General features: G+C 70.8%; 20 protein-coding genes. 13 read left to right on the top strand and 7 right to left on the bottom strand.

The window, feature by feature from the left end; genetic code table 11:
* Positions 1-762, top strand: a complete 762-nt coding sequence (gene cbiQ / locus ABT009_RS26295; RefSeq protein ID WP_351299684.1) for a cobalt ECF transporter T component CbiQ — start codon at positions 1-3, stop codon at positions 760-762.
* The gene (locus ABT009_RS26290; protein ID WP_351299681.1) at positions 750-1,511 is read left to right on the top strand and encodes an energy-coupling factor ABC transporter ATP-binding protein; all 762 of its coding nucleotides are present in this window, start codon (positions 750-752) and stop codon (positions 1,509-1,511) included. The genes cbiQ and ABT009_RS26290 overlap by 13 nt, the downstream gene beginning before the upstream one ends.
* Positions 1,512-1,581: 70 nt before the next feature.
* Here ABT009_RS26290 and ABT009_RS26285 read toward each other — a convergent pair whose 3' ends face one another.
* Entirely contained in the window at positions 1,582-4,248 is a 2,667-nt protein-coding gene (locus tag ABT009_RS26285; protein WP_351299678.1) for a S8 family serine peptidase, read from the bottom strand.
* Positions 4,249-4,502: 254 nt separating this feature from the next.
* On the opposite strand from ABT009_RS26285, the gene ABT009_RS26280 reads away from it, so the two are divergent.
* Entirely contained in the window at positions 4,503-4,949 is a 447-nt protein-coding gene (locus tag ABT009_RS26280; protein ID WP_351299676.1) for an organic hydroperoxide resistance protein, read from the top strand.
* 40 nt (positions 4,950-4,989) lie between these two features.
* Here the strand turns inward: ABT009_RS26280 and ABT009_RS26275 are convergent, their stop codons facing one another.
* From ABT009_RS26275 to ABT009_RS26255, 5 genes are all read right to left on the bottom strand, one after another.
* Positions 4,990-5,835 (bottom strand): DMT family transporter, encoded by an 846-nt coding sequence (locus tag ABT009_RS26275; RefSeq protein WP_351299673.1) that lies wholly within the window; start codon positions 5,833-5,835, stop codon positions 4,990-4,992.
* Positions 5,832-6,344, bottom strand: coding sequence for a YbaK/EbsC family protein (locus tag ABT009_RS26270; RefSeq protein WP_351299671.1), 513 nt, complete (start codon positions 6,342-6,344; stop codon positions 5,832-5,834). Before ABT009_RS26270 ends, ABT009_RS26275 begins: the two co-directional genes overlap by 4 nt.
* A 75-nt stretch (positions 6,345-6,419) precedes the next feature.
* A complete protein-coding gene (locus ABT009_RS26265; RefSeq protein ID WP_351299668.1) occupies positions 6,420-8,084 on the bottom strand; it encodes a penicillin-binding transpeptidase domain-containing protein in 1,665 nt (554 codons plus the stop codon).
* Between the two features lie 135 nt (positions 8,085-8,219).
* Positions 8,220-9,857, bottom strand: a complete 1,638-nt coding sequence (locus tag ABT009_RS26260) for a penicillin-binding transpeptidase domain-containing protein (RefSeq protein ID WP_351299665.1) — start codon at positions 9,855-9,857, stop codon at positions 8,220-8,222.
* A 146-nt stretch (positions 9,858-10,003) separates the two neighbouring features.
* Positions 10,004-11,743 (bottom strand): dolichyl-phosphate-mannose--protein mannosyltransferase, encoded by a 1,740-nt coding sequence (locus ABT009_RS26255; protein ID WP_351299663.1) that lies wholly within the window; start codon positions 11,741-11,743, stop codon positions 10,004-10,006.
* Between the two features lie 117 nt (positions 11,744-11,860).
* On the opposite strand from ABT009_RS26255, the gene rsmI reads away from it, so the two are divergent.
* The 6 genes from rsmI to ABT009_RS26225 all read left to right on the top strand — a co-directional run bounded on the left by rsmI (position 11,861) and on the right by ABT009_RS26225 (position 17,635).
* Positions 11,861-12,742: a 16S rRNA (cytidine(1402)-2'-O)-methyltransferase gene (gene rsmI, locus ABT009_RS26250; RefSeq protein WP_351299660.1), complete on the top strand. Its 882-nt coding sequence runs from the start codon at positions 11,861-11,863 to the stop codon at positions 12,740-12,742.
* 306 nt (positions 12,743-13,048) lie between these two features.
* Positions 13,049-13,456, top strand: coding sequence for a hypothetical protein (locus tag ABT009_RS26245; RefSeq protein WP_351299657.1), 408 nt, complete (start codon positions 13,049-13,051; stop codon positions 13,454-13,456).
* A 114-nt stretch (positions 13,457-13,570) separates the two neighbouring features.
* On the top strand, positions 13,571-14,449 hold the full coding sequence (locus ABT009_RS26240; protein WP_351299654.1) for a TatD family hydrolase: 879 nt from the start codon (positions 13,571-13,573) through the stop codon (positions 14,447-14,449).
* Between the two features lie 134 nt (positions 14,450-14,583).
* Positions 14,584-15,807 (top strand): resuscitation-promoting factor, encoded by a 1,224-nt coding sequence (locus tag ABT009_RS26235; protein WP_502989955.1) that lies wholly within the window; start codon positions 14,584-14,586, stop codon positions 15,805-15,807.
* A gap of 34 nt (positions 15,808-15,841) precedes the next feature.
* The gene (rsmA, locus tag ABT009_RS26230; protein ID WP_351299649.1) at positions 15,842-16,726 is read left to right on the top strand and encodes a 16S rRNA (adenine(1518)-N(6)/adenine(1519)-N(6))-dimethyltransferase RsmA; all 885 of its coding nucleotides are present in this window, start codon (positions 15,842-15,844) and stop codon (positions 16,724-16,726) included.
* A gap of 12 nt (positions 16,727-16,738) precedes the next feature.
* Positions 16,739-17,635, top strand: coding sequence for a 4-(cytidine 5'-diphospho)-2-C-methyl-D-erythritol kinase (locus ABT009_RS26225; RefSeq protein WP_351299859.1), 897 nt, complete (start codon positions 16,739-16,741; stop codon positions 17,633-17,635).
* Positions 17,636-17,656: 21 nt separating this feature from the next.
* Here the strand turns inward: ABT009_RS26225 and ABT009_RS26220 are convergent, their stop codons facing one another.
* On the bottom strand, positions 17,657-19,270 hold the full coding sequence (locus ABT009_RS26220; protein WP_351299646.1) for a S8 family peptidase: 1,614 nt from the start codon (positions 19,268-19,270) through the stop codon (positions 17,657-17,659).
* Positions 19,271-19,532: 262 nt separating this feature from the next.
* Between ABT009_RS26220 and ABT009_RS26215 the strand changes: the two genes are divergently transcribed.
* From ABT009_RS26215 to ABT009_RS26200, 4 genes are all read left to right on the top strand, one after another.
* Positions 19,533-21,344 (top strand): ABC-F family ATP-binding cassette domain-containing protein, encoded by a 1,812-nt coding sequence (locus tag ABT009_RS26215; RefSeq protein WP_351299643.1) that lies wholly within the window; start codon positions 19,533-19,535, stop codon positions 21,342-21,344.
* 293 nt (positions 21,345-21,637) lie between these two features.
* A complete protein-coding gene (locus ABT009_RS26210; RefSeq protein ID WP_351299640.1) occupies positions 21,638-23,557 on the top strand; it encodes an outer membrane protein assembly factor BamB family protein in 1,920 nt (639 codons plus the stop codon).
* Positions 23,558-23,603: 46 nt separating this feature from the next.
* On the top strand, positions 23,604-25,550 hold the full coding sequence (locus ABT009_RS26205) for an outer membrane protein assembly factor BamB family protein (protein ID WP_351299637.1): 1,947 nt from the start codon (positions 23,604-23,606) through the stop codon (positions 25,548-25,550).
* A gap of 252 nt (positions 25,551-25,802) precedes the next feature.
* Positions 25,803-26,549: a helix-turn-helix transcriptional regulator gene (locus ABT009_RS26200; RefSeq protein ID WP_351299634.1), complete on the top strand. Its 747-nt coding sequence runs from the start codon at positions 25,803-25,805 to the stop codon at positions 26,547-26,549.
* The last annotated feature ends 25 nt before the right edge of the window (positions 26,550-26,574 follow it).

The raw sequence follows: 26,574 nt of genomic DNA, 5'->3' as shown, positions 1-26,574 counted from the left end.
ATGGGCGCAGGCCACGCGCACCGGCTCTACCGGCACGGGCACTCGCCCGTGCACCGGCTGCCCCCGCACACCAAGCTCGCGGCCGTCTTCGCCTTCGTCGTGGTCGTCGTCTCGACGCCGCGCGAGGCGATGTGGGCCTTCGGGCTGTACGCGGTGCTGCTGGGAGGAGTCGCGTATGCGGCCCGCGTCCCGGCCGGATTCCTGCTCAAGCGGCTGCTGATCGAGATCCCGTTCGTGGCCTTCGCGGTGCTGATGCCGTTCGTCGCACAGGGCGAGCGCGTCGACGTCCTCGGCCTCTCCCTCAGCGTCAACGGCCTGTGGGGCGCCTGGAACGTACTCGCCAAGGGCACCCTCGGCGTCGCCGCCTCCGTACTGCTCGCCTCCACCACCGAACTGCGCGAGCTGCTGCTGGGCCTGCAGCGCCTCAAACTGCCACCACTGCTCGTCCAGATCGCGTCCTTCATGATCCGCTACGGCGACGTGATCACGGACGAGATGCGCCGCATGAAGATCGCGCGCGAGTCACGCGGCTTCGAGGCGCGCGGCATCCGCCACTGGGGCGTGCTCGCCAAGTCCGCGGGCGCGCTCTTCATCCGCTCGTACGAGAGGGGGGAGCGGGTGCACCTGGCGATGCTCAGCCGCGGCTACGCAGGTTCGATGCCGGTCATCGACGAGGTGACCGCGTCCCGGGCCCAGTGGTCGTACGCACTGGCCCTCCCGTCCGCCGCCCTCGTCATCTGTCTGCTGGGATGGACCCTGTGACCCCCTCTCTCGAAGTGGCCGGACTGGCCTTCGCGTACCCCGACGGGCACCAGGCCCTCTTCGGGGTCGATCTGCGCATCGAGCGCGGCGAGCGCGTCGCGCTGCTCGGGCCGAACGGCGCGGGCAAGACGACGCTCGTGCTGCACCTCAACGGCATCCTCACCGGCGGCGCCGGGACCGTGACGGTCGCCGGACTGCCCGTCGGGAAGAAGCACATGGCGGAGATCCGGCGGCGGGTCGGCATCGTCTTCCAGGACCCGGACGACCAGCTGTTCATGCCGACGGTGCGGGAGGACGTGGCCTTCGGGCCCGCCGCGGGCGGGATGAAGGGACCCGAGCTCGAGGCCCGCGTGCGGAAGGCACTGGAGCAGGTCGGCATGGCGGAGTTCGCCGAACGGCCGCCGCACCACCTCTCCTTCGGGCAGCGCCGCCGCGTCGCCGTCGCGACGGTCCTGGCGATGGAGCCCGAGATCCTCGTACTCGACGAGCCGTCGTCGAACCTCGACCCGGCGTCCCGGCGCGAACTGGCCGACATCCTGCGGTCGCTGGACGTCACCGTCCTCATGGTCACGCACGACCTGCCGTACGCCCTGGAGCTCTGCCCGCGCTCGGTGATCCTCAGCGAGGGCACGATCACCGCCGACGGGGCGACCGGTGAGCTGCTCGCGGACGACGAGCTGATGCGCGCGCACCGGCTGGAGCTGCCGTTCGGGTTCGATCCGCGGTCGGTGAGCGCACCCACGGGCTGAGTCACGGAAAACGGAAAAGACGGACCGGCTGGGACCACGGGTCCCGGCCGGTCCGTGCGTTTTCACGCCATTACTGGGTGATGGACGCCTCCAGCTGGAAGGTGTTGCCCAGCAGTGGGCTGGTGCGGCGGGACTCCACCACGAACTCCCACACGCCCGCCTTGGGGTTGGTGTAGGTGCGGGTGCCCGGGTTGCAGCCGTTTCCGTCGAGGTAGTTGGCGTAGCAGTAGATGCTGCCGGCGGACGACTTCTCACCGCTCACACCCTGCGGGTTGAACGCCCACCAGCGGGTCTGGCTGCCGTCGGCGAGGCCGGAGAGGTCCACCGTCAGGCTCTTGGTGCCGGCCGGGACGGCCACGGTGTAGTGGACCGTCTCGTTGCGGTTCACGCTGCCGCTCGCCGACCAGGTGGTGCCCACGGTGATCGGGGTGGCGGCCTCGACGGCCAGGAGCGCGGACTGCTCGAGACCGCGGGCGTCGACGTCGTCGATGGTCAGGACGGCGCTGTGCGTGCCCTGGGTCTTCGGCTCGGCGGTGACCTTGATCACCGTCGGTACGCCCTTCTCCAGGGTGACCTGCTCCGGCGCGGAGAAGGTGCCGTCATTGCCCTTGAGGCCGAGCCCGTACGCCTGGGCGCCGTCCTTGCCGCCGTTGCGGGTCAGGGTGACGTCGTACGTACGGGACTCGCCGACGGCCTGGCCGCCGCTGCCCGGGGCGCAGCTGTTGAACAGGCCGCTGCCGGTGTTCGGCGTGGCCAGCTGGCCGGAGAGCACGGTGCAGACCGGCGCGGAGACGGTGATGTCCTCGTCGGTGGACACGCCCTTGGACAGGACCTTCCACGCCTGCTCGACGTCGAACTGGCCGCGGCCCTGGGCGATGGCGTCCACCTGGCTGTTGTAGTCGGCCGAGGTGTAGATGGCCTTGCGCAGCTCGGCCGGGGTGGCGCTGACGTCCTTCTGCTTGGCGGCGGAGAGCAGCAGTGCCGCGGCGCCGGCGGCCTGCGGGGAGGCCATCGAGGTGCCGTTCAGCATGGAGTAGCCGGCCGGCAGGGTGTAGCCGGTGTCGGCGACGTAGGAGCTGGCGAGCCAGTCCGGGGTGGGGGCGACGGCGGAGCCCGGTGCGGTGATGTCGGGCTTCATGCCGCCGTCCTCACGCGGGCCGCGTGAGGAGAACGGGAAGACGCCCTCCTTGAAGTCCACCGCCGAGCCGTAGTTGGCCCACCAGGTCGCGCCGGAGACCGAGGCGCCGACGCTCACGACCTTGTCGGCGGCGGTCGGGTCGCCGACGGTGTTCGTGCCCGCACCCGAGTTGCCGGCGGAGATGAACATCTGGACGCCGGTCTCGTCGATCAGGCGGTTGTAGAGCAGCGCCTGGGCGCTGTTTCCGTCGTTGAGGGCGGGCGAGGAGCCGATGGACATGTTGATGACGTCCACGCCGTGGTCGGTGGCGAGGGAGACCATGCCGTCGGTGAGGGCGGCGCTGGAGCACCCGGCGGCGCCGCAGGCCCGCATGGAGACCAGCTTGGCACCGGGCGCCTGGCCGTCCATGTCGCCGCCGAACATCCCGTTGGCGGCCGTGATGCCGGCCACGTGGGTTCCGTGGGACTCGTCGATCGCGTTGATGTTGACGCCGGAGAGCGTCGCCGAGAACTTCTTGAACTCGACGGTGAACGGCTGCCGCTCGTCGACCGCGGTGTCCGGGTTGTCGGTGCCGACGTAGCCGATGTCCTGGTCGACCTTGTACGGGCGGAGCAGCTCGTCGTCGGAGAAGACGTGGTCGAAGTCCGTGTCCACGAAGATGGCGCCGTCGGAGGGCCGGTACACGGTGCCGAGGTACTGCTTGTTGAGCGTCGGGTCCGCGAAGCTCGTCGAGCTCAGCAGCCGGGTCGACAGGGACAGGTCGTCGCCGGCGGGCAGGGTCCAGGTGATGTTGTTCTTGTCGACGGTCGCCCCGGTGACCTTGTTGCTCGCGGTGAGCAGCGACCAGGTGCGGTCGAAGAGCAGGTCGATGATGTTCGTGGGGTTGGTGCCGCTGACCGTGTCCACCAGCTTGCGCTCACCGGTCGTCGTCTTGGCCAGCGCGGGGTGGGTGGGGTCGATTCCGGTGTCCATGACGCCGATGGTCACGCCCCGGCCGTCGAAGGTGGGGTTGTCGTTCTTGAAGTCCACCGAACCGGTCTCGTTGGTCGGCATGTAGGCGTTGTCGTCCGGGGTCTTCGCGGACGGGGCCGCCGGGAGGCCGGCCGAGTCGGCCGCCTGGGCCGCCGCGGTGGTGGTGCTGCCGGAATCGGCCTCGGTCTCCTCCAGTTCGAGGAGCTCGTCGGCGTCCACGCGCAGGACGTCGTCGAGGGCGGTGACCTTGTCGACGTCGGCGAACGGCACGTTGGCCTTGATGTAGCCGATCTTCGCGTCGCTCCCGGTGACCTCCGCGCCGAGGTCGGTCAGGGCCTGCTTGGTCTCCTCCGTGCGGCCGTCCTTGACGGCCAGCATCAGGGTGACGAAGTCGGGAACGGCCTGCTCGGCGCCGGCCGGAAGGCTGCGGGTGCGGTACTGCTTGGCGTACTGCGCGATCAGGGCACGGTCGTGGTCGCCGAGCTTGTCGACGGTGACGGACTGTGCGCCCGCGGTGTCCGCGTTGGCCGGTACGGAGGCGAGGGATACCCCGCCGGCGGCCAGGACGGCGGCTATCGCGGTGGCGGTCCGCCGGGGTCTCGGAGTGCGGGTTCTGGGACGGAACATCAGCGTCCTTGTGCTCGGGGGTATTCGAACACCGACACCGTGCCACCCGGGGAACCCGTCGATCACTGCTGTGAGCTGGCGGTTTGACGCCTTGTCATAAATGCGCCATGGGCCGAACGGGGACGCCGCGACGGTCAGACCGCGGGTGATCCGTGATTGCTACCCCCGGGTAACTTCCCGCTGTGCGACGCCGATACATTGTGCGCGATGAACTTGCGCACTCTTCTCGCGCCCGCCTTGGGGGAGTTGGAGCCATGACCGACGGTGCCGTTGCCGACACTCGCCCGACAAAGATCGTGTACGTGGCCGAGGCCACCGCGCACGGGGGCCGCGACGGCTATGTCACCAGCCACGACGGGCAGCTGGACCTCAGAGTCGCGATGCCGCCCGCGCTCGGCGGCGACGGGCAGGGCACCAACCCGGAACAGCTCTTCGCCGCCGGGTACAGCGCCTGCTTCCACAGCGCCCTCGTGCTCGTGGGGCGCCGCGCCGGCTACGACCTGACCGGCTCCGCGGTCGCCGCGAAGGTCGGCATCGGCCCCAACACACAGCGCGGATACGGCCTCGCCGTCGCCCTCAACGTCTCGCTGCCCCTCCTCGACCAGGAGCTCGCGACCCAGCTCGTGGACGAGGCGCACGAGGTCTGCCCGTACTCCAACGCGACCCGCGGGAACATCGACGTGTCGATCCTGCTCAGCTAGCAGGCGGGACTGAACGAATCCTCGCGTTCCTTCCGTACGGTCAGCCTGCGCGCAGCATCAGACCGATCCCGACCACCAGCAGACCCGCCGCCGCGATCCTCGGCGCCCCGAACCTCTCCTTGAAGAACAGGGCGCCGATCCCCGCGCCGACGATGATGCTGGACTCCCGCAGCGCCGCGATCGGCGCGAGCTCCGCCCGCGTCTGGGCCCACAGCACCAGGCCGTACGCCAGGACGGAGAGCATGGCGCCCAGCAGACCGAGCTTCGCGAACGGGCGCAGCAGCCCGACGAGTTCGCCGCGCCACCGCCAGGCGGCGTACAGCGGGACGGGCAGGCCCTCCAGGGCCATCAGCCAGGCGATGTAGCCGAGCGATGAGCCGGAGGCGCGTACGCCCAGGCCGTCCACGACGGTGTACGCGGCGATGGACAGGCCCGTCGCGAGCGCCGCCCCGATCGCCGCCCACTCCGGCCTGCGGCCGCGCAGTCCCCACAGTGCGACGCCGGTCAGTCCGGCGCAGGACAGGGCGATGCCCGCCGCCTGCCAGGCGCTCGGCGTCTCCTTGGCGAAGACCGCGGCCAGCACGGTCACCACGAGGGGTGCCGAGCCGCGCGCGATCGGGTACGCCTGACCGAAGTCGCCGAGCTTGAAGGACCGCATCAGCAGGGCGTAGTACACGATGTGCAGCACGACCGAGGCGATCAGATACGGCCAGGCGCCGGGCGCAGGCACGGGGACGAACGGGACTGCGGCGAAGCCGATGAGGGAGCCGCCGCCCGAGATCAGTGTGAAGCCGACCAGTTTGTCCGTGATGCGGTGGGCGATGGCGTTCCAACTCGCGTGGGTGACGGCCGCCAGCAGGACGGCGGCCGCGACGCCCGGCGTCACGCGAGCTGCTCGCGGACGTCCACCAGGGTGGCGCCCGCGGCGGCGATCAGCGACTTGGGATCCATGGGGAAGACGGCGTGCGGGGTGCCTGCCGCCGCCCACACCACGTCGTGGTCGAGCAGGGAACGGTCGGCCAGGACGCGGGTCTTCGTGCGGTGGCCGAAGGGCGGTACGCCGCCGATCGCGTACCCCGTCGTCTCGCGCACGACGTCCGCCTTGGCGCGGCCGACCTTCTCCGCACCCAACTCGCGCCGCACCAGCTCCACGTCGACGCGGGAGGCGCCGTCCATGAGGACGAGGACCGGCACGCCGTCGGCCGCGAAGATCAGCGACTTGCAGATCTGGCTGAGCTCGCAGCCGATCGCGGCGGCGGCCTCGGCGGCGGTACGGGTCGCCTCGGGGAAGCGGCGGATCAGGGGCAGGAGCTCGTCGAGCCCGAGCTCCTGGAGGGCCTCGGCGAAGCGGGGGTGGGCGGCGGAGGCCTCGGCGGCGGCATCGGAAGCGGTCATGAGCGGCACGCTAGCGGTGGGTGTATGGGACACGCTAACGAGTTCCAGCCCCCGAATGTCAGTTCCCCGCTCGCATCAGCCCCCCGCCCGCAGCAGCGCTGCCACCACCGGCCCCGCCGAGTCACCGCCGTGGCCGCCCTGCTGCACCACCGCCGCGGCGGCCAGGTCGCCGCGCCAGGCGGTGAACCAGCCGTTCGGTTCCTTCTGGCCGTCGACCTCGGCGGAGCCGGTCTTCGCGCCGTAGTCGGGACCGAGCCCGGACATGGCCTCGGCGGCGGTGCCGGCGGCGGCCGTGTAGGTGAGGAGTTCGCGGAGCTGGGACACGGTGGACGCGGACATCGTCCGGGACGCCTTGGCCAGCGCGCGGCCGTCCACCGTCGGGGACACCAGGTACGGCTGGTGGAAGACGCCCGTCTTGGCCGTCGAGACGACCGACGCCATGTTCAGCGGGTTCATGCGCACCCCGCCCTGGCCGATCAGCGAGGCCGCCATCTGCGCGTTGCTCTGCACGGGGACGGAGCCGTCGAAGGTCGGGACGCCGATGGCCCAGTTGTTCATGCTCAGCCCGAAGACCTGCTGGGCCTGCTTGGTCAGGTCGTCATCGCTGAGTTCCTTCGCCTGGCTGATGAAGGCCGTGTTGCAGGACGCCGCGAAACTCGACTTGAAGGTGCCGTTCTTGATCTCGAACTTGTCGTCGTTCTGGAACTTCCAGCCGCCGTACGTCACGTACTTGGGGCACGGGTGCGCCTTGTCGGCCTCCGCGAGTCCCTTCTCCAGCAGCAGTGACGACGTCACGATCTTCATCGTGGAGCCGGGCGCCAGGGAGCCCTGGAACGCCGTGTTGAAGTTCGGGTTCGAGTTGGCGACGGCGAGGATCTCGCCGGTCGACGGCCTCATGACCACGACGGACGCCCGCTCCCGGCTGCTCACCTGCTGCTCGGCCGCGGCCTGCATGGTCGCGCTGAGCGTGGTCTTCACCGTGCCGGGCGTGCCCTCGGAGAGCGTGAGCAGCGTCTTGTCGGGGGTCTGCTCGCTCTTCTTCTTGGTCTCCTTGCGCACGATGCGCAGCTCGATCCCCGCCGTCCCCCCGGCCTTCTTGCCGTACTTCTCGCGCAGCCCGTCCAGGACGGTGCCCAGTGAGGGGTACTTCGCCGCGGTGAGCTCGGCGCCGCCCCGGTCCACCGCCTTGATCGGCGGGTCCCCGGCCGCACCCGTGACCAGCGTGTCGCCGTCCTTCAGGTCCGGGTGGACGACGGACGCCTGCCAGCGGACCAGCGGCTTGCCGTCCTTCGCCCGGCGCACCACGGTGAAATCGGACTCGTAGGCGAGGGGCTTGCTCTTGCCCTTGTACGCGACCGTGCCGGCGACCTTGAACGCCACCGTGGCGTCGGACACCTTGCCGCGGGTCAGCGTCACCTCGTCGATGTGCGCGTCCTTGCGGTACCCGGTCAGCGCGGTCTGGGCCGCCGCTGAAGCGTCCGTGTACGCGGCGGCCTTCGCGGCGTCGCCCGACTGCCACGCGGTGAGGAACCCGTCGGCCGTGGCCCGGACCTCGGCGGTCGTCACCGGGCCCGTCTTGACCTTCTTCACGACGCTGCCGGCCGCGGTGCTCTCGTCCTTCGGCGCGTCGGACAGAAGGCTGTACGCGGCGAATCCCGCGCCGCCCACGACCACTGCGACCACCCCGCCGATCACGGCGGGGTGCGTTCTTCTGCGCGCGGCGCGCCTTCTCTTCCCCACGGGTCCTCCGCTGCTCTGGTCCCCCAAACGCCTCACCGAGGCACCCACACTAAGGCCCTGTGGCCAAACCCCCCTACTCCCGCCCGAAGGGTGGGCAAGAGGAGGGGGGAAGCAAGGGGCGGCCGTCCCTCGGCCTCAGCCGCCCGCCCGCAGCACGTCCGCCACGATCGGTCCCGCCGCGTCGCCGCCGTGCCCGCCCTCCTGGGTGACGGCGGCCGCGGCGATGTCACCGCGGTATCCGGTGAACCAGCTGTTGGACGTGGCCTGGCTGTCGACCTCCGCGGAGCCGGTCTTCGCGCCGATGTCGCCGCTGAGCCCGGCCATCACACGCGTGGCGGTGCCGGTGGCGCTCGTGGCGGTGCGGTGCATCATCGCCTTGAGCTGCGCGACGGTGTTCGCGTCAAGGCCCCGGGCGGTGGCGAGCTCACGGTCGTCGAGCTCCTGGGGGACGATCACCGGCTGCCGGAAGTCGCCGGTGATGGCCGTCGCCGTGACCGAGGCCATGTTCAACGGGCTCATCTGCACCTGACCCTGGCCGATCGCGTTGGCCGCGCGGTCGGGCCCTGGGGAGGCGGGCACCGAGCCGTCGAACGACGCGATCCCCGTCTTCCAGTTGTCCTGCCCGAGCCCGAAACGGTCCTGGGCCTCGCGGGTCAGCGACTCGTCCGTGAGGGGCTTCTCGTCGATGAGCTTCACGAAGGCGGTGTTGCACGACCGCGCGAAGCTGTCGGCCAGCGTGGCGTTCTCGTTCGGCGCCATGCCCTTGAGGTTGTGGAAGGTCTGGCTCTGCCACACCGCGCTGTCGTCGCAGGGTGCCGGGCCGTTCATCGAGGTGACGCCGTTGTCGATCAGCATCGCCGCGGTGATGATCTTCATCGTGGAGCCGGGTGCGAGTTCCCCCTGGAACGCCGCGTTGAACTCGTCCCCGCGGTTGTTCGCCACCGCCAGCACCTCTCCGGTGCTCGGCTTCACGGCGACCACCGACGACTCGGCGTACCGCTTCACGGCCTTCTCGGCCGCGGCCTGGACGCTCGCGCTGAGCGTCGTCTGCAGCTTGCCGGGCGTGCCCTTGTCGAGCGTCAGCAGCGTCTTGTCCGGCACGTCCTCGCTCTGGTGCCGCACGACCAGCTCGATGCCGGGCGTGCCGCCCGCCTCGTCGCCGTACCGCTTGCGCAGCTGCTCGATGATCGGGCCCAGCGAGGGGTACTTCTTCTCGCTCAGCACCGTGCCGTTGCGGTCCACCGCCTCGATCGGCGGCGCCGACGCCTCGCCCGTGACGAGTTCGTCGCCCTTCTCCAGGTCCGGGTACACGACGGACGGCTGCCAGTCGACGAGGGGCTGACCGGTGGTGAGGCCGCGGACGACGGTCAGCCCGGTCTTGTACGACAGGGGCTTGGTCTTCCCCTCGTACGAGACGGTGGCCTTGACCGAGAACGGCACGTTCGCGCCGCTCGCCGTGCCCGGTGTGACCTTCACCTCGGTGATGTGCGCGTCGTCGCGGTAGCCCGTGAGCGCACTCTCCGCGGCCTTGTCGTTGTTCGTGAGGGCCGCGGCGCCCGCCGCGTCGCCCTTCTCCCATGCCGCGAAGAATTTCCGCGTGGTGTCGCGGATCTCCTCGCGGGTGAGCGGCCCGGTCTTCACCGCGCCCGCCTCTTCCCCGGACGTGTTTCCCCCGGTGACCGCGGTCACCAGGTTGTACGCGCCGTACCCCGCGCCCCCGACCATGACGGCGAACACCCCGCCGACCAGGGCAGCCTTTGCCCCCTTGCGCATGACGCGCTCCCCCTCCCCATTGCCCCGGCGACCGTCGCAAAGACGTTCACAAGGGCGATCCCGAGGCAGCACTGTAAACGCAGGGGTGATGAACGGGACGTGAGTTGCCGGATGTTGTCCGAATAGAGGTCAGATCCAGGTAGAGGTCAGATCCAGGTGTCCAGCCACATCCGGGATCGCCAGGAATCCATCGGAATTGCCTGGCCGGTATAGATCGGCCAGAAATAGATGAAATTCCAGGCGATGAGCAGGACCAGCACGCCGGAGGCCGCGGCGCCCACGACCCGGCGCCGTTCCGACGATCCCGGCGGCCCGAGGATCGCGCCGATCATCATCGCGACGGCCAGACACAGGAACGGCACGAAGACGACGGCGTAGAAGAAGAAGATCGTCCGCTGCTGGTACATGAACCACGGCAGATAACCGGCCGCGATGCCGCACGCGATCGCGCCCGCGCGCCAGTCGCGCCGGAAGAACCAGCGCCACAGCACGTAGAGGATCGCGAAGCAGGCGGCCCACCACAGCAGCGGGGTGCCGAGCGCCAGGACCTCGCGGGCGCACTTCTCGCCCGCGTCGGCGGGGCAGCCGTCGCTGCCGGCCGACGGGTCCTCGTAGAAGTACGAGACGGGGCGGCCGAGGACGATCCAGCTCCACGGGTTCGACTGGTAGGTGTGCGGGGAGCTCAGGCCGACGTGGAACTCGTACACCTCGTGCTCGTAGTGCCAGAAGCTGCGCAGCCAGTCCGGGAGCCAGGTGAAGCTGCCGCCCTTGCCGTCCGTCACCGCCCAGTTGCGGAAGTACCCGCCGGTGCCGTCGTCCGGCGAGAGGATCCAGCCCAGCCAGGACAGCAGATACGTCGCCACGGCCACCGGCACGGTCGACAGGAACGCCCAGCCCAGATCCCGCCTCAGGACCGCGGCGTACGGCCGCTCGGCGCCGGCGACCCGGCGTGCGGCCACGTCCCAGAACACGGACATCAGCGCGAACGCGGCCAGGATGTAGAGGCCGTTCCACTTCGTGGCGAACGCCAGTCCGAGGCAGAGCCCGGCCGCCAGCCGCCATGGCCGCCAGCCGTGCCGCAGCGACTCGGCGATCCCGGCATCGGGGCGGGCGACGCCGTCCGGACCGACGGGCAGGGCGGCGGCGAGCCGCGCCCGCGCCTTGTCCCGGTCGACGACGAGGCAGCCGAACGCCGCCAGCACGAAGAACATCAGCACCAGGTCGAGCAGCGCGGTGCGGCTCATCACGAAGTGCAGCCCGTCCACGGCCATCAGGGCGCCCGCAAGGCACCCCAGGAACGTGGAGCGGAAGAGCCGCCGCCCGATCCGGCACAGCAGCAGCACGGACAGCGTGCCGAGCACGGCCGTCATGAACCGCCAGCCGAACGGGTTGAACCCGAACAGCCACTCGCCGATCCCGATGACGTACTTCCCGACCGGCGGATGCACGACATAGGCCGCGTCCGACGGCAGGGTGACGGCATCGCCGTTCTGCAGGATCTGGTCGTTGGCCTCCTTGGGCCAGTTGACCTCGAACCCGCGGTGGATGAGCGCCCACGCGTCCTTGGCGTAGTACGTCTCGTCGAATATCACGGCCTTCGGGCTGCCGAGATTCCAGAACCGCATCAGGCCCGCGACGAGCGTGACCAGCAGCGGACCCAGCCAGCCCGACCAGCGCACCAGCAGGTCCGCGAGGTCCTTCGGCACCCCGAGCGCAGCCCACAGCCGGGGGCCGGGCCGGGTGTAGGGAGGCACCAGCCGGTCGCGGACGTCGGTCGTGGTCCGCGGTGTGTAGCCGAATCGGCGCAGCCGGAGCTGCCACGACGGCGGTCGCTGTTCGGTGGCCTGGCCCTGCCGGGTGTCCGTGGAGGACGCGGTACTGGTCACCGCGCCATCGTAGGGAACCGTTCTGTGCGATACCCGTGGACGGGCCTGATCCGGCCCAGACCGGTCGGCGTCCGGCCTGACCGGCGGGGCCCGGTCCGCCCCTGCGAGGATGGAACGGTGACAGCAACCAGCCCCCACGGCACCCTCGTACTCGCCGGCACCCCCATCGGGGACGTGGCCGACGCGCCGCCCCGCCTCGCCGAGGAGCTGGCCTCCGCGGACGTCGTCGCGGCCGAGGACACCCGGCGGCTGCGGCGGCTCACCCAGGCGCTCGGCGTGCAGCCGGCCGGGCGGATCGTGTCGTACTTCGAGGGCAACGAGTCGGCGCGCACCCCCGAACTCGTCGAGGCCCTGGTGGGCGGCGCGCGGGTGCTGCTGGTGACCGATGCGGGGATGCCGTCGGTGTCGGACCCCGGGTACCGGCTGGTCGCGGCCGCCGTCGAGAAGGACATCCGGGTCACCGCGGTCCCGGGGCCGTCCGCCGTGCTCACCGCGCTCGCGCTGTCCGGGCTGCCCGTCGACCGGTTCTGCTTCGAGGGCTTCCTGCCGCGTAAGGCCGGCGAGCGGCTCTCGCGGCTGAGGGAGGTCGCCGACGAGCGCAGGACCCTCGTCTACTTCGAGGCGCCGCACCGGCTCGACGACACCCTCGCCGCCATGGCCGAGGCCTTCGGCGCGGACCGCCGCGCCGCCGTGTGCCGTGAGCTCACCAAGACGTACGAGGAGGTCAAGCGCGGACAGCTGGGCGAGCTCGCCGCGTGGGCGGCCGAGGGCGTACGAGGTGAGATCACCGTCGTCGTCGAGGGCGCACCCGAGAAGGGCGCGGAGGAGCTCGACGCCGATGAGCTGGTGCGCAGGGTGCGGGTGCGCGAGGAGGCGGGGGAGCGGCGCAAGGAGGCCATCGCTGCCGTCGCCGCCGAGGCGGGGCTGCCCAAGCGCGAGGTCTTCGATGCTGTGGTCGCGGCAAAGAACAGCTCACAACTCGGCTCGGCCCGTGCATAGGTGAGCAAAGGGCCGTCACGGGCTTCAGGGCCGCCCGGAGACCTTGATCGCGGCTCCGCGTCGCCACTGTCCGTCACGGAGCCGCCCGCGACTCCTCGCAGCTGAGGCGCCTGATATCGGTCAGTCTCACGCTCTGTGACCGAGAACATAGGTGTTCGAAGCCGGGCAGCCCGCCGAAAGCGAAAACTTCGTCCAGCATCCAGTAAAGGCGCGGTGCCTTCCCGGCTCTGCGGGTGTCTCCTGGAGAGGACGACCTTGGACCATTTGGTCCAGGTCACTGCTGTCCAGCGGACCAGAGGAGCTGGCATGAGTGAGAGCGCTGGGACCACCGGCCACCACACCTCGGCGACCCCCATCGTCCACGAGTCGTACTCGTTCGCGTGCATGCGCTGCGGACACGGCTGGGAGCAGTCGTACGTCATAGAGCACCACTTCGACGTCGACGGCACCGAGTTCCTGATGTACACCGTGGACGGAGAGCGTGTCCCGTCACCGCTGACCAGGCCCACCTGCCTGAACTGCGACGGACACGTGGTGCGGATCATGCGGGCGGGGCAGGTGTCCTCGGTGCTGGACTCGATGCGCCGGCACCACGTCCCGCAGCACCCGGAGGAGGCCTCGGGCGAGGAGGCCCCGGGCGTGGAGGGTGACCCCAAGGACCACCACTGGCACCTCTCCGATCTGCTGCACGCATTCCACCGCAAGGCCGGGTGAACCGGCCGGCGAGGCGCGGGGGCGGCCCGGGCGACGTGAGGGCCTCGCGGCCCTCTTCGCAGGACTCACGGACCTCTTCGCAGGACCCCCGGCCCCCTTCGTAGGATCGGGGACATGCCTTCGAAAGCCGCCGCAGACGCCGCTCCACCGCTCCCGGAGCCGCTCCGGGTGCCCGTCGCGGATTCCCACACCCATCTCGACATGCAGTCCGGCACGGTCGAGGAGGGCCTCGCCAAGGCCGCCTCGGTGGGCGTGACCACGGTCGTCCAGGTCGGCTGCGACATCCGCGGCTCACGGTGGGCGGCCGACACGGCGGCCGCCCACGCGAACGTATGGGCGACCGTGGCCCTGCACCCGAACGAGGCGCCCCGCATCGTCCTCGGTGACCCCGACGGATGGTCCAGGCAGGGCGCACGGCAGGCGGGCGGTGACGCGGCCCTCGACGACGCGCTCGCCGAGATCGACCGGCTCGCGGCGCTCCCCCAGGTCAGGGGCGTCGGCGAGACCGGCCTGGACTACTTCCGCACCGGGCCCGAGGGCAAGGACGCGCAGGAGAAGTCCTTCCGCGGCCACATCGAGATGGCCAAGCGGCACGGCAAGGCTCTCGTCATCCACGACCGCGACGCCCACGACGACGTGCTGCGCATCCTCAAGGAGGAGGGCGCGCCCGAGCGCACGGTCTTCCACTGCTACTCCGGCGACGCGGAGATGGCACGGGTCTGCGCCGAGAACGGCTACTTCATGTCGTTCGCCGGCAACGTCACCTTCAAGAACGCCCAGCCTCTGCGCGACGCCCTCGCCGTCGCCCCGATGGAGCTCGTGCTCGTGGAGACCGACGCCCCCTATCTGACCCCCGCGCCATACCGCGGACGGCCCAACGCGCCGTATCTCATTCCGGTCACTTTGCGGGCCATGGCGGACGTGAAGGGCGTCTCGGAGGACGCCCTCGCGACGGCCGTATCCGCCAATACTGCCCGTGCGTTCGGCTACTGACGGACCGTTTGCCGGTCCCGCCTCCCGGCACGCGAGCGTGCGGCGCGGCCGCGACACCGCGTATCCGCGTTGCTTTGGAGAGTGACGATGCTCGGTTAGGTTCTGACCCCACATCAGGACCCCGGGAGCGTCACGTGAGCAATTCGCAGGACGAGACGTACGGTACGGCGGGGGGATACGCCGAATTCGCGGCCCGGTGCGGCCCGCGGCCCGGCGGACGCGTGGCGGCGCGGCAGGCCGCGCGCCACAGGAGGACAACCGATCGGCATGACACGCTGCGCCGCATCGTGCCGCAGGCGCTGGTCGTGGCCTTACTCGCGGGCGGCACCACCGCGTTCGTCGCCGACGACAAGGTGGTCCACCTCACCGTCGACGGCAGACCGCGCACCCTGCACACCTTCGCCGACAGCGTCGGCGAGCTGCTCGCCGGTGAAGGACTGGACGTCGGCGACCACGACATCGTGGCGCCCACACCCGCGACGGCGCTGGCCGGCGGTGACGAGGTCGTCGTCCGCTTCGGCCGGCTGATGCATCTCACCCTCGACGGACAGCGGCGCAGCTTCTGGACCACCGCAGGAAGCGTCGACGAAGCCCTCAGGCAGCTCAGGGTGCGGGCGGAGGGCGCGTATCTGTCCGTCTCCCGCTCCGAGCCGATCGGCCGGAGCGGCCTGCGGCTCGACGTACGCACGAAACGTACGGTCACGATCATGGCTGACGGGCTGGAGTGGAACTTCCGTACGAACGCGGCGACGGTCCGCGAGGCGGTGGAGGAGGCCGGGATCCTGCTGAGCGGCCAGGACACCACGTCCGCTGCGCCCGACAGCTTCCCGGACGACGGGCAGACGATCACGGTCCTGCGCGTCATCGGCGGCCGGGAGGTGCGCGAGGAACCCATCCCGTTCGAGGTGCACAGGACCTCGGACCCCACGCTGTCCCGCGGTACGCAGGTCGTGGAGCGGGCCGGGCGGCAGGGCACGCGGCGGGTCACCTACGCCCTGCGCACCGTCAACGGCGTCAAACAGCGGCCCCGGCCGCTCAACGCCGAGGTGCTGCGGAAACCCGAGACGCGGCAGGTGAGGGTCGGTACCAGGGCCCTGCCCAGGTCCGTCGAGGGCGCCGAGGGGCTCAACTGGGACGGGCTCGCCCAGTGCGAGTCGGGCGGGCGCGCCCGCGTGGTGGACGCGTCGGGCACGTACGCGGGCCTCTACCAGTTCGACCGCCGCACCTGGCGCTCGGTCGGCGGCACAGGCCGCCCCCAGGACGCCACACCCGCGGAACAGACCTACCGAGCGAAGAAGCTGTACGCAAACCGAGGCGCCGCACCGTGGCCGCACTGCGGCCGCCGCCTGTACAGGTAACAACCGCCGTGTCCACCCCACGTACCCTGGGGCGGTGAGCACGCCCCACCCCGACGCCCTCCTAGGCGCCGCAGACATCCGCGAGCTGGCCGCCGCCCTGGGCGTACGCCCGACCAAGCAGCGCGGCCAGAACTTCGTCATCGACGCCAACACGGTCCGCAGGATCGTCCGCACCGCGGACGTCCAGCCGGACGACGTCGTCGTCGAGGTCGGCCCGGGCCTCGGCTCACTGACCCTGGCGCTGCTCGAGGCGGCGGACCGCGTCACGGCCGTCGAGATCGACGACGTCCTCGCGGCCGCACTCCCCGCGACGATCGCCGCCCGTATGCCCGCGAAGGCGGACCGCTTCGCGCTGGTCCACAGCGATGCGATGCACGTGACCGAGCTGCCGGGCCCCGCCCCGACCGCCCTCGTCGCGAACCTTCCGTACAACGTGGCCGTCCCCGTGCTGCTGCACATGCTCGACACCTTCCCGACCATCGAGCGCACGCTCGTCATGGTCCAGTCGGAGGTCGCCGACCGGCTCGCCGCCCCGCCCGGCTCGAAGGTGTACGGCGTGCCGTCGGTCAAGGCCAACTGGTACGCCGAGGTGAAGCGGGCGGGCGCGATCGGGCGCAACGTCTTCTGGCCGGCGCCGAACGTGGACTCGGGCCTTGTGTCACTGGTGCGGCGCGCGAAGCCGCTCGACACGACGGCCTCGAAGCGCGAGGTCTTCGCCGTCGTCGACGCGGCCTTCGCCCAGCGGCGCAAGACGCTGCGGGCCGCGCTGGCGGGCTGGGCGGGGTCGGCCGCGGCGGCCGAGGCGGCCCTGGTCGCGGCGGGCGTCTCGCCGCAGGCGCGCGGCGAGTCGCTGACGGTCGAGGAGTTCGCGCGGATCGCGGAGAACAAGCAGCCCCTGGACAGCGAGGGAAGCGCGTAAGTGAAGGGCAACGTGAGCGTCACCGTACGAGTACCGGCGAAGGTCAACGTCCAGCTGGCCGTGGGCGCCGCCCGACCCGACGGCTTCCACGACCTGGCCAACGTGTTCCTCGCCGTCGGGCTGTACGACGAGGTGACGGTGACGGCCTCGGACACGCTGCGGGTGACCTGCTCGGGCCCGGACGCGGACCAGGTGCCGCTCGACCGTACGAACCTGGCGGCCCGGGCGGCCATCGCGCTCGCCGCCCGCCACGGCCTCGGCGACCCCGGTGTGCACATCCACATCGCGAAGGACATCCCCGTCGCGGGCGGCATGGCGGGCGGCAGCGCGGACGCCGCGGGGGCGCTGGTGGCGTGCGACGCGCTGTGGGGCACCGGCGCCGGCCGGGACGAGATGCTGGAGATCTGCGCCGAACTGGGCAGCGACGTGCCGTTCAGCCTGGTCGGCGGGGCCGCCCTCGGCCGCGGAAGGGGCGAGCTGCTGACCCCGCTGGAGGTGGGCGGCACCTTCCACTGGGTGTTCGCCGTCGCGGACGGCGGGCTGTCGACCCCGGCGGTGTACGCGGAATTCGACCGGCTCACCGAGGGCGTCGCCGTCCCGGAACCCGAGCCCTCGCCCGCCCTGCTCGAAGCCCTGCGCACCGGCGACCCCTCCGCGCTCGCCGCCGCCCTCGCCAACGACCTTCAGCCCGCCGCGCTTTCGCTGCGCCCATCCCTCGCCGAGACCCTGCGGGCGGGGACGGAGGCCGGTGCCCTGGCGGCGCTGGTGTCGGGTTCCGGCCCGACCACCGCGTTCCTGGCGAAGGACGCGGAGTCGGCGACGGCGGTGGCGGAGGCGCTGACCGCCTCCGCCACCTGTCGTACGGCACGGGTCGCGGTGGCCCCCGCGCCCGGAGCGACCGTCCTCTGACTCAGCAGATCCGAGGATCGGTCAGAAGGTCAGCTTCCAGCTGTTGATGTAGCCGGTGTCCGCGCTGTAGACGTCCTGCACCTTGAGCTGCCAGGTGCCGTTCGCCGCCTCGCTCGACGCGTTGACCGTGTAGGTGGCGCTCACGTTGTCCGCGGAGTCGCTGCTGCTGCTGTTCTTCAGCCGGTACGTCGAACCGTCCGGGGCGACGAGGTCGATCACCAGGTCACCGCGGTAGGTGTGGACGATGTTCACGGACACCGACAGGTCGCTCGGCGCGTTGCCGCTCAGCCCACTGACCGTGATGGGCGAGTAGACCGCGGAGCCCGCGTCCGGGACCGAGACGTCGGTCGTCGACTCGAAGCTCGTACCCGGGTCCGTGCCGCCGCCGGAGCCGCTCGGGGTGATCTGCAGCAGCCGGTTGGGGCTGCCGGTGCCCGGGCTGGTGATGACGCCGGTGGCCGCGGCCGAGGTCAGCGCCGAGGCGACCTGGGACGGGGTGGCCGAGGGGTTCTCGCCCAGGTAGACGGCGGCCGCGCCCGTGACGTGCGGGGTCGCCATCGACGTACCGGACAGCGTTGAGGTGGCGGTGTCCGACGTGTTGTACGTCGAGAGGATGCTGGAGCCCGGCGCGAAGATGTCGACGACGCTGCCGTAGTTGGAGAACGACGACCGGGCGTCCGAGCTGGTGGTGGAGCCGACGGTGATGGCCGAGGCGACCCGGGCGGGCGAGTACGAGGAGGCGTTGGCGTTGTCGTTGCCCGCCGCGACGGCGTAGGTGACGCCGGAGGCGATGGAGTTGGCGACGGCCGTGTCCAGCACGGTGTCGGCGCCGCCGCCCAGGCTCATGTTGGCGACGGCGGGCTTGACCGCGTTCTGGGTCACCCAGTCGATGCCCGCGACGACCCCGTCCGTCGTACCGGATCCGTCGTCGTCGAGCACGCGAACGGCGACGATCTTCGCGGCCTTGGCGACACCGTAGGTGGTGCTCGCGACCGTGCCCGCGACATGCGTGCCGTGGCCGTTGCCGTCCTGCGCGGTGCTGTCGTTGTCGACGGCGTCATAGCCGTAGGAGGCGCGGCCGCCGAAGTTGGAGTGGGTGATCCGGACGCCGGTGTCGATGATGTACGCGGTGACGCCCGCGCCCGCGCTGGCCGGGTAGGTGTAGGACGAGCTGAGCGGCAGGCTCGGCTGGTCGATCCGGTCCAGGCCCCAGGTGGGGTTGGTCTGGGTGTCGGTCGTGTGGACGGTCTTGTTCTGGACCACCTTGGCGACCGCGGGGTCGGCGGCGAGCTGCTTGGCCTCGGTCTCGCTCATCTCGGCGGCGTAGCCGTTGAGCGCCTCCTTGTAGGCGCGCTTGACCTCGCCGCCGTACTTCGCGGCCAGCGCCTTGCCCTTCTTGGAGTCGCCGCGGAAGCCCGCGTCGTCCTTGAGCATGACGATGTAGCTGTCCTTGATGGCGCCTGCCGCGTCGGCGCCGATGATCACGCCCTCGGCCGAGGTGGCTGCCGCGGCCGAGGGGGCGACGGCCGCGGCGCCGAGCGCCATGGCGGCGGCCGCGGCGATGAGACCCGCCGCGGTGGTGGTCCGTCTGCGGCGGCGTGTGGGGGGATTCGCGGGGGAGTGCATCACTGACATGGGGGAGGTCCCCTCTCGTTCGGTGGTGCCCGGATGAGGTGTGGGGGGTGGCCGGACGCGTCGCGGGGCGGCCGGGTGCGGTGTGGGGGGTAGCCGGTTCCCGTCGGTAACAGAGTGATGGTTTTGGCAGGTCCGCATCAATGAGGGGAATCCCTAAACCCTCGTCGGACGTCCGGTAGGGGCTGCAGCAAGGGCGAGGGATCGGCCTGGTCCGTCGCACCCGTACTCTGGGAAGTCGGTCGATCCCCAGAGCAGGAGCGAAATGGCGGTCAATCTCGTCAATGTCGAAGCAGTCAGCAAGGTGTACGGCACCCGTGCACTGCTCGACGGCGTGTCCCTCGGCGTCTCCGAGGGGGATCGGATCGGTGTCGTCGGGCGCAACGGCGACGGCAAGACCACGCTGATCCGGATGCTCGCCAAGCTGGAGGAGGCCGACACCGGGCGCGTCACGCACAGCGGCGGCCTGCGCATCGGCGTGCTCACGCAGCACGACTCGCTCGACCCCGAGGCGACCGTGCGCCACGAGGTCATCGGCGATCTGGCCGACCACCAGTGGGCGGGCAACGCCAAGATCCGCGACGTCCTGACCGGCCTCTTCGGCGGTCTCGACCTGCCCGGGTTCGAACGCGGCCTGGACACGGTCATCGGCCCGCTGTCCGGCGGCGAACGGCGGCGTATCGCGCTCGCCAAGCTGCTCATCGCCGAGCAGGACCTGATCGTCCTCGACGAGCCCACCAACCACCTCGACGTCGAGGGCATCGCCTGGCTCGCCGGTCACCTGCGGGAACGCCGCTCGGCGCTCGTCTGCGTCACGCACGACCGCTGGTTCCTCGACCAGGTCTGCACCCGCATGTGGGACGTGCAGCGCGGCACGGTCTACGAGTACGAGGGCGGCTACTCCGACTACGTCTTCGCGCGGGCCGAGCGCGAGCGCATCGCGGCGACCGAGGAGGTCAAGCGGCAGAACCTGGTCCGCAAGGAGCTCGCCTGGCTGCGGCGCGGCGCCCCCGCCCGTACGTCCAAGCCGCGGTTCCGCGTCGAGGCCGCCAACGAGCTGATCAAGGACGTGCCGCCACCGCGCGACACCAGCGAGCTGATGAAGTTCGCGTCGTCCCGGCTCGGCAAGACCGTCTTCGACCTCGAGGACGTGACCGTGCAGGCCGGTCCGAAGGTGCTGCTCAAGCATCTGACCTGGCAGCTGGGCCCGGGCGACCGCATCGGCCTGGTGGGCGTGAACGGCGCGGGCAAGACCTCGCTGCTGCGGGCCATGAGGGACGCGGCCCGCTCGGACGGCGAGACGCAGCCGGTGGCCGGCCGGGTCGCCGTCGGCAAGACCGTGAAGCTCGCCTACCTCTCGCAGGAGGTCGCCGAGCTCGACCCCAGCTGGCGGGTGCTGGAGGCCGTGCAGCAGGTGCGCGACCGGGTCGACCTCGGCAAGGGCCGCGAGCTGACCGCGGGCCAGCTCTGCGAGACGTTCGGCTTCGGCAAGGAGAAGCAGTGGACGCCGGTCGGCGACCTCTCCGGCGGTGAGCGGCGGCGGCTGCAGCTGCTGCGCCTGCTGATGGACGAGCCGAACGTCCTCTTCCTCGACGAGCCGACCAACGACCTCGACATCGAGACGCTCACCCAGCTCGAGGACCTCCTCGACGGCTGGCCCGGCTCGATGATCGTGATCTCCCACGACCGGTTCTTCGTCGAGCGGACGACGGACCGGGTGTTCGCGCTCCTCGGCGACGCCACCCTGCGGATGCTGCCCCGCGGCATCGACGAGTACCTGGAGCGGCGCCACCGCATGGCCGAGGCGGCCGCGGCGGCCACCCCGGCTCCCCAGCCGTCGACTCCCCAGGAGAAGACCGTCTCCGCCGCCGAGGCCCGCGCCGCCAAGAAGGAACTCCAGAAGATCGAGCGGCAGTTGGACCGGATCTCGGAGAAGGAGTCCAAGCTGCACGCCGCCATCGCCGAGAACGCGACGGACTTCGAGAAGGTCGCCGGACTGGACGCCGAGCTCCGCGAACTGGTGGGGGAGCGCGAGGACTTGGAGCTGCGTTGGCTGGAGCTCGCAGAGAACGCGTGAGCTCGCGGAGAACGCGTGAAGTTTTGATACCAGTGCCGTCACGGGCCGGTCCGTCCTTGGGTACAGGGGGCGAACCGGCCCGGTGTGCTTGGGCGTCATGGTGATAGAAAGGGCGGCCTGAGAACAGAAGTCTGAGTTCGACCAGGCGCGCCGAAAATCAGTGCTGTGCTCTCCGGGGGCTGTGTCACCGACGGCTGCCGCCGCGGCCGTTGGGCTGCTGTCGGCCAGGCCGGGGGCGGCGTCCGGCGAGCGCCGGGCGTGGCAAGAGTCAGTGACAGAGGGGGGAAGCGCTGATGAGTCAGCCGCCCAGTCAGCCGCCGCAGGGCGGTTTCGGAGCACCGCAGGACCCGCAGCAGCAGCCGCAGTCGCAGCAACCGCAGCAGGGCGTGCCCCAGCCGCCCGCCGGGCCTCCCGCCCAGCCGCCGCAGATGCCGCCCGCGCCGCCGTCCGCTCCGGCGAACCCGCCCGCGCCCCAGCCCGGGTACGGCTACCCGCAGCAGCCGCCCGCGGACGGCAACCCGTACGGGCAGCAGCCGGGCCCCTATGGCCAGCCCAACCCGCCCGGTCAGCCGGGCCCTTACGGCCAGCCGCAGCAGCCGGGCCCGTACGGACAGCCCCAGCAGTCCGGCCCGTACGGGCAGCCGCAGCAGCCCGGCCCGTACGGCTATCCCCAGCAGCCGGGTCCGTACGGACAGCCGCAGCAGCCGGGCCCGTACGGCCAGCCCGGTTACGGCTATCCGCAGCAGCCGCAGTTCCCGGGCGCGCCGGGCGGCAGCGGTGGCGGCGGCAATCCGTTCAAGGGCAAGCCCGCCGTGATCATCACCGCGGCCGTGGCAGCGCTGCTCGTCGTCGGCGGCACCGTATGGGCCGTCACCAGCGGCGGGGACGACGACAAGAAGCCCGTCGCGGAGAAGAGTTCGGACCCGAAGGCCACCGGCTCGGCCTCCGAGAACCCGGGTGACGGCAGCGGCAACGGCGGCGAGGATCCGGAGGATCTCAACGCGGGCCGCCAGCCCGGCGAGTCGAAGGTGCTCTGGTACAAGGAGGCGCCGGACGCGCCGGCTTCGGGCGCCGACGCCCCCGGCATGTGGATCACGGACAAGGTCGCGGTCAAGGCGGCGTACAAGCAGGTCTTCTCCTACAACGTCGCCGACGGAAAGACGGTCTGGGACCCGATTACATTCCCGCAGAAGATCTGCGCGGTCTCTCCGCAGAAGTCGGCCGACGACAAGGTCGTCATCGCCTACATGAGCGGCACCAGCGACCGCGCCAAGTGCAACCAGCTGGTGCAGATAGACCTCGGGACCGGCAAGCAGGGCTGGACGAAGAAGGTCGAGGAGGGCGGGCTGTTCGACAGCACCCTCAACATCGAACTGTCCATCAGCGGCGACACGTTGATGGTCGGCCGCGACCTGTCCGGCACCGCGTACAAGGTCAGCGACGGCAGCAAGATGTTCACCAAGGAGAAGTACGGCGCCGCCTGCTTCCCCAGCGCCTTCACCGGCGGCGGGAAGCTGCTGTCCGTAGCCTCCTGCGCCGCCGGCCAGTCCAACGAGCACGACGAGATCCAGGAACTCGACCCCACGACGGGCAAGGCCAAGTGGACCAAGGCGATCCCCAAGGGCTGGAAGGTCGCCCGGGTCTACTCGATCGATCCGGTGATCCTGTACCTCACCAACGAGGACAAGAAGCAGTGGAACATCAGCACGCTGAAGAACGGCAGTGCCGCGGTCCGCTCGGAGGTCAGCGTCGACGAGTCCTTCGCGCCGGAGTGCGGCTGGGCGATCCTGGAGCGTGATCTGCAGGGCTGCACGGGCGTCGCGGCGGACGCGAACACCCTCTACCTGCCGACCGAGGCGAAGAGCGGCGCCAATGAGATCGTCGCCATCAGCCTCGACACCGGCAAGGAGAAGTGGCGCGCCAAGCCCTCCGGCGACCGCAGCATGCTCCCGCTGAGGGTGGAGGGCGGCTCGCTGATCGTGTACGAGGAGCCGTCGTACGACCAGGGCGGCACCATCGCCTCGATCGCGACCGGCGCCGGCAGCCACACGCCGAAGAAGCTGCTGCAGAACCCGCAGTCCACCGCGCGGATCGAGAACGGCTTCTACTCGAAGGCGATCGACTACGTCGACGGGCGCTTCTACATCTCCACCACACGGCTGACAGGCAACGACGACTCGAAGGAAAAGCTCATGCTGGCCTTCGGCAAGTGACCGCGCCCGGCATCCCCAACTCCCCGTCCCCAGAGGTAGAGACGTCATGACGCAGCCGCCCCAGCCGCCCAACGAGCCGCCGCAGGGAGGCTTCGGCGCACCGCAGGACCCCCCACCGGGTGGTTTCGGCGCACCGCAGGATCCCCCGCCCGGCGGTTTCGGCGCGCCCACTCCGCCGCCGGCGGGCGGCTTCGGCAAGGACCAGGCGCCGCCCGCACCCCAGCCCGGTTACGGCTACCCGCAGCAGCCCCCGGCACAGGCGCCCGGTACCCCGCCGCCCCCGGCCCAGGCCCCCGGCCCGCCGCCGCCCCCGGCTCAGGCCCCGGGCACCCCGCCGCCCCCCCACCCCCAGGCGGGCCAGCCGCACTACGGCTACCCGGGCGCACCCCAGCCGCCCGCACCGGGCCAGCCGCCGACGCCCCCGATGGGCCAGCCGGGACAGCAGCCCGGGTACGGCTATCCGGGCCAGTACGCGCAGTACGGCGCGTACCAGCAGCCGACCACCATGCCCCTGGGGCCCCAGGCCGCAAGCGGCGGCAGGAAGATCAACGCCCAGGTCGCCATCATCGTGTCGGCGGTCGTCGCGATCGCGCTGATCGTCGGCGGCGGCGTCTGGTACTCGTCGTCGTCCGGGTCCGACGACAGGGAGCAGAGCTCAGCGGGCCCGACGGGCGGCGGAGACGACGACAACGGAGGCGGCGAGAACAACGCGGGCGGCGGCGGCAAGGAGAAGGTGCCCGCCAATACCAGCGCCAAGGTGCTGTTCCAGCTGCCGGCTCCGGAGGTCGGCAAGGACCAGGTGAGCAGCGTCACGGGCTCCTGGCTCACCGAGAAGGTGTACGCCAAGGCCGGTATCAACGAGATCGTCGGCTACGACGCGGCCACCGGCGCGAAGCAGTGGACGCTGCCGCTGGCCGGCCAGACCTGCGCGGCCTCGCCCGAGGTCAGCAAGGACGGCGTGGCGGTGGTGATCCACGAGGAGGCCAAGCGCAACAAGAAGGGCGACTACCAGGCCTGCACCAACGTCACCGCGTTCAACGTCGACACCGGCGAGAAGCTGTGGACGAAGACCGCGTCGGTCGGCGACCAGACAGAGAAGATCAGGTTCGACGAGGTCACCATCAGCGGTGCGACCGTGGGAGTCGGCGGCATCTACGGCGGTGCCGCCTTCGATCTGCAGTCCGGCAAGGAGCTGTGGGCCCCCAAGTCCTCCGACACCTGCCGGGACCAGGGCTACGCGGGCGGCGAGCAGCTGGTCGCGGTCCGCGCCTGCGGCAACTACGACAACGAGCGGCTGGAGGTCCAGCTGCTGAACCCGGCGGACGGCGCGGTCAAATGGACCTACAAGCTCCCCGCCGGCGTCGACAACGCCAAGGTGATCTCCACGAAGCCGGTCGTGTTCGGCGTGGACTCCGGTGACGGCGACGACTCCGTCAGCTCGACGGGTGCCACGGACATCTTCTCGCTGGACGACAGCGGCAAACTGCGCATCAAGATCACGCTCGAGGACGGCAAGTACGACCACGACTGCGAGGTCAATCAGGTACACGCCTGCCATGGGATCGTCGTCGGCAACGACCGTGTCTATGTGCCGACCCGCGAGCACGACGGCAGCAGCGACTACGGCATGACGAACGAGATCGTGTCGTTCTCGCTGGCCACCGGCAAGTCCACGGGTGACAGGGCGGACGCGGGCGAGCGGTACACGATGTTCCCGATCCGGATGGACGGCGGAAACATCCTCGCGTTCAAGAACGGGCCGTACGACAAGGGCAGCCAGGTCGTCTCCATCAACGGAAAGACGATGAAGGAGACGACGCTGCTGGAGACGCCCGCGGCCGAGGCCGTCCAGTCCGCGGTGAGCAGCATGGTTCCCGATTCCAGTGAGCTGCTGTACTCGAACGGCAGGCTCTTCATGGGCAAGAAGCTGATCAGCAAGCCGTACTCGGACGACGACAAGTCGTACACGGCGATCGGCTTTGGAGCCCAGTAGCGGGTTTCCGAGCCGTCGTCCGGAGCGGTCCCGCCCTCGCAGGGCGGGGCCGCTCTCGTGTTCCTGGGCGCTGCCTCGAAAGGAAGGGATTCCGAGCCCCTCACTCCCCAATGCGAGGAATCTCGGTATTCCGGGGCACTTATCACCGGTAGGGGAAGCGCAATGTAGAACGAGCGTGTAGCTTCCGATGAACGGAGACCGGGGGGCCTCCGGATCCTGGGGGGATCAGTGGGGGGAACTGGGGGGTTCTCGATGGGCGTGCGTCTCATGGTGGTCGACGATCACCGATTGCTCGCCGAGGCGCTCGCCTCGGCGTTGAAGCTGCGCGGGCACCGGGTGCTCGCCGCCGCCGCGCCTGCGGCTGGGGCGGCGGAGCTGGTCATCAGCAGGGCGCCGGAGGTGTGCCTGCTGGGTACGGCGACGCCTGCGGAGCCGGGCATCTTCGATCCGATACTGAAGATCAAGCGGGAGCGGCCGCAGGTGGCGGTTCTGGTCCTCGGTCCCGTGCCGTCGCCGCGCGGGATCGCCGCGGCCTTCGCGGCCGGCGCCTCCGGTTACGTGCGGCATGACGAGCGGATCGAGGGTGTCGAGCGGGCGATCATGAAGGCGCGGGCGGGAGAGGCGGCGGTGGCGCCGCAGCTGCTGCAGGGGGCCTTCAGCGAGTTGCTCAATCCGGCGGCGCAGCCGGACGACGAGGGGCAGCGCCTCCTTGAGATGCTCACTCCGCGCGAGATCGAGGTGCTGGTGCGGGTCGCGGACGGTGAGGACACCCGGCTGATCGCGGCCGGAATGGGGATAGCGCCGAGCACCGCGCGTACGCATGTGCAGCGGGTGCTGATGAAGCTGGGGGTCGGCTCGCGGCTGGAGGCGGCGGCGCTCGCGGCGCGCACAGGGCTGCTGGACCGTGCGGGCCCGGCGACGGGCGTCCTGCCGGACCTGCCCGGTACGCCGGGTGCCGGGGATACGCCGACGGGGCCGGAGTCACCGTCAGCGCAGTGAACTCCGGCCCCGCCAGGGGACTTCC

It is taken from the genome of Streptomyces sp. NPDC002896 (genome assembly GCF_040295225.1).
GTDB lineage: Bacteria > Actinomycetota > Actinomycetes > Streptomycetales > Streptomycetaceae > Streptomyces.
The sequence above is the reverse complement of the archived record's forward strand: the minus strand, read 5'-3'. Positions and strand labels throughout refer to the sequence as shown.

Coding starts and splice junctions, on each gene's coding strand:
- ABT009_RS26205 (WP_351299637.1), top strand. CDS start 23,604: ATGACGCAGCCGCCCCAGCCGCCCAACGAGCCGCCGCAGGGAGGCTTC.
- ABT009_RS26210 (WP_351299640.1), top strand. CDS start 21,638: ATGAGTCAGCCGCCCAGTCAGCCGCCGCAGGGCGGTTTCGGAGCACCG.
- ABT009_RS26200 (WP_351299634.1), top strand. CDS start 25,803: ATGGGCGTGCGTCTCATGGTGGTCGACGATCACCGATTGCTCGCCGAG.
- ABT009_RS26245 (WP_351299657.1), top strand. CDS start 13,049: ATGAGTGAGAGCGCTGGGACCACCGGCCACCACACCTCGGCGACCCCC.
- ABT009_RS26280 (WP_351299676.1), top strand. CDS start 4,503: ATGACCGACGGTGCCGTTGCCGACACTCGCCCGACAAAGATCGTGTAC.
- ABT009_RS26220 (WP_351299646.1), bottom strand. CDS start 19,270: ATGTCAGTGATGCACTCCCCCGCGAATCCCCCCACACGCCGCCGCAGA.
- ABT009_RS26270 (WP_351299671.1), bottom strand. CDS start 6,344: ATGACCGCTTCCGATGCCGCCGCCGAGGCCTCCGCCGCCCACCCCCGC.
- ABT009_RS26290 (WP_351299681.1), top strand. CDS start 750: ATGGACCCTGTGACCCCCTCTCTCGAAGTGGCCGGACTGGCCTTCGCG.
- ABT009_RS26260 (WP_351299665.1), bottom strand. CDS start 9,857: ATGCGCAAGGGGGCAAAGGCTGCCCTGGTCGGCGGGGTGTTCGCCGTC.
- cbiQ (WP_351299684.1), top strand. CDS start 1: ATGGGCGCAGGCCACGCGCACCGGCTCTACCGGCACGGGCACTCGCCC.
- ABT009_RS26285 (WP_351299678.1), bottom strand. CDS start 4,248: ATGTTCCGTCCCAGAACCCGCACTCCGAGACCCCGGCGGACCGCCACC.
- ABT009_RS26215 (WP_351299643.1), top strand. CDS start 19,533: ATGGCGGTCAATCTCGTCAATGTCGAAGCAGTCAGCAAGGTGTACGGC.
- ABT009_RS26240 (WP_351299654.1), top strand. CDS start 13,571: ATGCCTTCGAAAGCCGCCGCAGACGCCGCTCCACCGCTCCCGGAGCCG.